Source organism: Prosthecobacter sp., from assembly GCF_044373815.1.
In the GTDB taxonomy this organism is placed as follows: Bacteria; Verrucomicrobiota; Verrucomicrobiia; order Verrucomicrobiales; family Verrucomicrobiaceae; genus Prosthecobacter.
In genome coordinates, this window is the sequence record NZ_JBIPNG010000609.1 from 1 (window position 1) to 3,378 (window position 3,378).

A 3,378-nucleotide genomic window follows, 5' to 3' on the forward strand; every position below is an offset into this window, starting at 1 on the left:
GTGAGGCAATCAGAGTCGGCAGGCCCGGCTCACTCCTTCGGCGGCCACTGCGAGCCTGCGAGTTCCTTGGGCAGCTGCTTGGGATCGGTGGGATAAATGAGCGACAGGTCGGGCTTGGCCGCAGCACCGGGGAGAAATTCGGTTTCCTCGGGTGCGCCGATGATGAGCCAGAGCACTTCTTCGGCGGTGTCGTTAAACACCTGACGCAGCTGATCCGGGCCAACATGGACGCCGCCGTGCTTGGGCACGGTGAGTGTTTCATCGCCTACGCGCATGCGGCCCGTGCCTTCGAGCACGAAGTAGAACTCCTCGGCGCGGATGTGTTTGTGAAGCGTGTTCGCGCTCATGGGCGGCATGCGCCAGAGGCGTGCGCCCATGTTTTCGCTGCCGGTGCGCTCCAGAAAGTCTGCGTTCGGGATGCGCATGAGATTCGACAGACGCCAGGTGAGATCATCGGGCGTGATGAGATGGTAGCCTTGCACGGGTTTCATGGAGTTGCAGAAGGATGCGCAGCCTCGCGTTTCCGCAACTGACCGCACGCGGCATCGATGTCCGGCCCACGTGCACGGCGCAGATGGGCCACGGTGCCATGCGCGCGGAGTTCGGCGAGGAAGGCTTCCGTTTGCTCCAGGCTGCTCGGTGCATAGGTGCGGCCACGCAGGCTGAGGCCGGTGGCATTGTAGCGCAGCAGATTCACATGCATGCGCCGTCCTTCCAGCAGACGCGACAAATCGCGTGCCTGCGCGAGGGAATCGTTCACGCCATCGAGCAGGCAGTACTGGATGGTGGTGATGCGGCCGCTGCTGGCCTGGTAGCGGTCCACCGCAGCGAGCACGTCCTGCACATCAAAGCGTTTGCCCATGGGCAGGAGATCAGCGCGGGTGGCATCATCGGGCGCGTGCAGAGACAAGGCGAGATGCACGCCGAGATCCGCCTCACGCAGTTCATCAATGCCGGGCACAATGCCCACGGTGGAGATGGTGATCTGCCGCCAGCCGAAAGCACCGAGCGTGGGCGCGGCGATACGCTGCACGGCGGCGAGCACGTTTTTCAGATTCAGCATTGGCTCGCCCATGCCCATGAAGACGATGGTGCGCAGCGTGCGGCCGGCGGCGCGTGCCTCGCGGCGCAGGTGGATGAACTGCTCCACGATCTCTCCGGAGGAGAGGTTCCGCTCAAAGCCGGTCTGCGTGGTGGCGCAGAAGTCACAGCCCATGGCGCAGCCCACCTGGCTGGAAATGCAGCCTGCTGCACGCTCCGGGTGGAAGTCTGGCATCAGCACGGACTCCACCGTGCGGCCGTCATTGAGGCGCAGCAGCAGCTTCGCTGTGCCATCTTCAGAAACCTGACGCATGGCGAGGCTCGCGGCGGTGGTGGGAAATTCGGACAGCAGTCGCTGGGAAAGATCTGCAGGCAGCAGCATGCCGGGGTGCTCCTTGCTTTCTTCACCGTGGACTTCGAGGAGATTGCGCAGCACACGTGGCGCGTGCGAGGCTTTGAAGCCCTGCGCGGCCAGCCACGTGCCCAGCTCCTCGGCGGAGAGATCGGGGAGGGAGCGCGGTGGGCGGGTGGTCAGGGACATGGGGCGTGTGCAGGCATAGAGTAGTCCCGGTGCGCCGCAACAGGAGTTCTGCCTGAGTCGGCTTCTCTGACCAGTTGCGGCGCAACTGGCCAACTTGGGCGAAAACTCCGCGCGTCTTCTACGTTACAGCACTCTCATGACCACGCCTCTTCGTCTTGCCGCTCTGTGTTTTGCCTTCACTTTCACCGTCCTGCCATCCCATGCCCAGAAGGGGGATGCAGACTACAAGCCGGAGCTGTTTCAGAATTTGAAGCTGGTGTATTCGGACAACTTTGACGGCCCGCTGAACACGGAGTTCTGGGAGGTGCGGCAAAACACCACGTGGGCAGTCAAAGACGGCGTGCTCACGGGCAGCCCGTCGTCCAAGGAGTTCCAGGACAAGAAGAAAGCGAGCGCCGACCCCTCCCACGCGGGGTTGAAGCCCGTCATCTGGCTCAAGAAGGTGCCGGAGAATTTCGTCTGCGCCATGCGCGTGCGCTATGATGCCACGACCTACCAGAAAGGCTTTCCGCTTTTCGACCTCGGCCACCACATCCATACCCTGAGCTTTGGCGAAAAGGCCACGACGTTGACCCTCAAAAAGAACGTGGAGACCCTGCCTGTGGAGCAGCCGCTCTTTGCGCTGAACCAATGGCATGAGGTGGTCATCGAGCTGAAGAAAGGCACCATCCTCCTGAAGATCGACGGCAAGAAGCATGTCTTTGAAAGCAAGAACATCGACATGACCGGCCAGGCGCAGATCGACTTCAAAGCCGTCGATTTCGGCACCTGCCAGATCGATTCGATCAGGCTGTGGGAGGGGAAGTAGTCCAGTTGCGGCGCAACGGGGTCAGGCCAAACTTCCCGTTGCGGCGCAACGGGAGCCGCTTGGGCCTTCCTCACTACGCGCCAGCCCCGGTCACCTGCAGCAGGTGCACCTGGAAGATCAGGTCGCTGTTGGCCGGGATGTCGCCCATGGACTGGGGGCCGTAGCCGAGATTCGAGGGGATGTAGATCAGCCACTGGTCGCCGGGCTTCATGAGCTGCAGCGCCTCCGTCCAGCCTGGGATCACCTGGTTCACGCCAAAGGTGGCGGGGGCACCGCGCTCGTAGGAGCTGTCAAACACCGTGCCATTGATCAGCGTGCCTTTGTAGTGCACCGTGGCGGAGTCATAGAGCGTGGGAGAGCGCCCGTCTGCAGGCCCGGATGCCAGCACCTTGTAGCGCAGTCCGCTCGGGGTGGAGATCATGCCATCGGTCGATGGCGTGCCGCTGATGGGCGGAGTGGCGGCGGAGTGTGAAGCAGGCTCGGACTTCTTGCCGCTTTCGCAGCTGGTCATGAGAAGCAGGAGTGCGGCGGACAGGGAGACGGACAATGAAGAGCGTTTCATGGTGACTGCGGTGGGTAGGGTGGTGCAGGGCCTCGGTTGGGATGAGCCCCGTGGTGGCGGAAGATGTGGGCGGGAAACGGCCCACGCGCAACCGAGATGCGTGGTGCTGCAAAGAGCTGCGAGCAGGGGAAGGGGAGGCTGGATTCGTGGCGCAGGCTGTGTGACATCGCGCCAAAGCGTTTTGCGAAACGGATTTCTGGAAAGCGAGCGTGGAGACGCTCAGCGGCGGCTTGAGGACAAGCCGCCCAACCTCGCGCTGGGCGTTCGTATGCCCAGCGCAGGTAGGGCTGGCTGTCCTCAGCCAGCCGACTTCGGAGCCCAAGATCCTCGAGCAAGAAGCAGCCAGCTAAACGGAAATGAGTTTTGCGAAGCTCTACAACCCGTTTGGGGGAGGTTCCGTCAGTTCTGTCAGTGCGTTTTGAAAGG

General features: G+C 62.6%; 4 protein-coding genes. 1 reads left to right on the forward strand and 3 read right to left on the reverse strand.

Annotated elements, in window-relative coordinates:
* Positions 1-29: 29 nt before the first annotated feature.
* Both ACIREA_RS29045 and rlmN read right to left on the reverse strand, forming a co-directional pair.
* Positions 30-491, reverse strand: coding sequence for a cupin domain-containing protein (locus ACIREA_RS29045; RefSeq protein ID WP_397385816.1), 462 nt, complete (start codon positions 489-491; stop codon positions 30-32).
* The gene (gene rlmN, locus ACIREA_RS29050) at positions 488-1,582 is read right to left on the reverse strand and encodes a 23S rRNA (adenine(2503)-C(2))-methyltransferase RlmN (RefSeq protein WP_397385817.1); all 1,095 of its coding nucleotides are present in this window, start codon (positions 1,580-1,582) and stop codon (positions 488-490) included. The genes ACIREA_RS29045 and rlmN overlap by 4 nt, the downstream gene beginning before the upstream one ends.
* A 136-nt stretch (positions 1,583-1,718) precedes the next feature.
* On the opposite strand from rlmN, the gene ACIREA_RS29055 reads away from it, so the two are divergent.
* Complete coding sequence (locus ACIREA_RS29055) at positions 1,719-2,390, forward strand: hypothetical protein (RefSeq protein WP_397385818.1); 672 nt, start codon at positions 1,719-1,721, stop codon at positions 2,388-2,390.
* 73 nt (positions 2,391-2,463) lie between these two features.
* On the opposite strand, the gene ACIREA_RS29060 is transcribed toward ACIREA_RS29055, so the two are convergent.
* Positions 2,464-2,952: an FKBP-type peptidyl-prolyl cis-trans isomerase gene (locus tag ACIREA_RS29060; RefSeq protein ID WP_397385819.1), complete on the reverse strand. Its 489-nt coding sequence runs from the start codon at positions 2,950-2,952 to the stop codon at positions 2,464-2,466.
* Between the last annotated feature and the right edge of the window lie 426 nt (positions 2,953-3,378).

What these genes read in the sequence shown, in the direction of transcription:
- ACIREA_RS29055 (WP_397385818.1), top strand. Translation starts at nt 1,719, where the DNA reads ATGACCACGCCTCTTCGTCTTGCCGCTCTGTGTTTTGCCTTCACTTTC.
- ACIREA_RS29045 (WP_397385816.1), bottom strand. Translation starts at nt 491, where the DNA reads ATGAAACCCGTGCAAGGCTACCATCTCATCACGCCCGATGATCTCACC.
- ACIREA_RS29060 (WP_397385819.1), bottom strand. Translation starts at nt 2,952, where the DNA reads ATGAAACGCTCTTCATTGTCCGTCTCCCTGTCCGCCGCACTCCTGCTT.
- rlmN (WP_397385817.1), bottom strand. Translation starts at nt 1,582, where the DNA reads ATGTCCCTGACCACCCGCCCACCGCGCTCCCTCCCCGATCTCTCCGCC.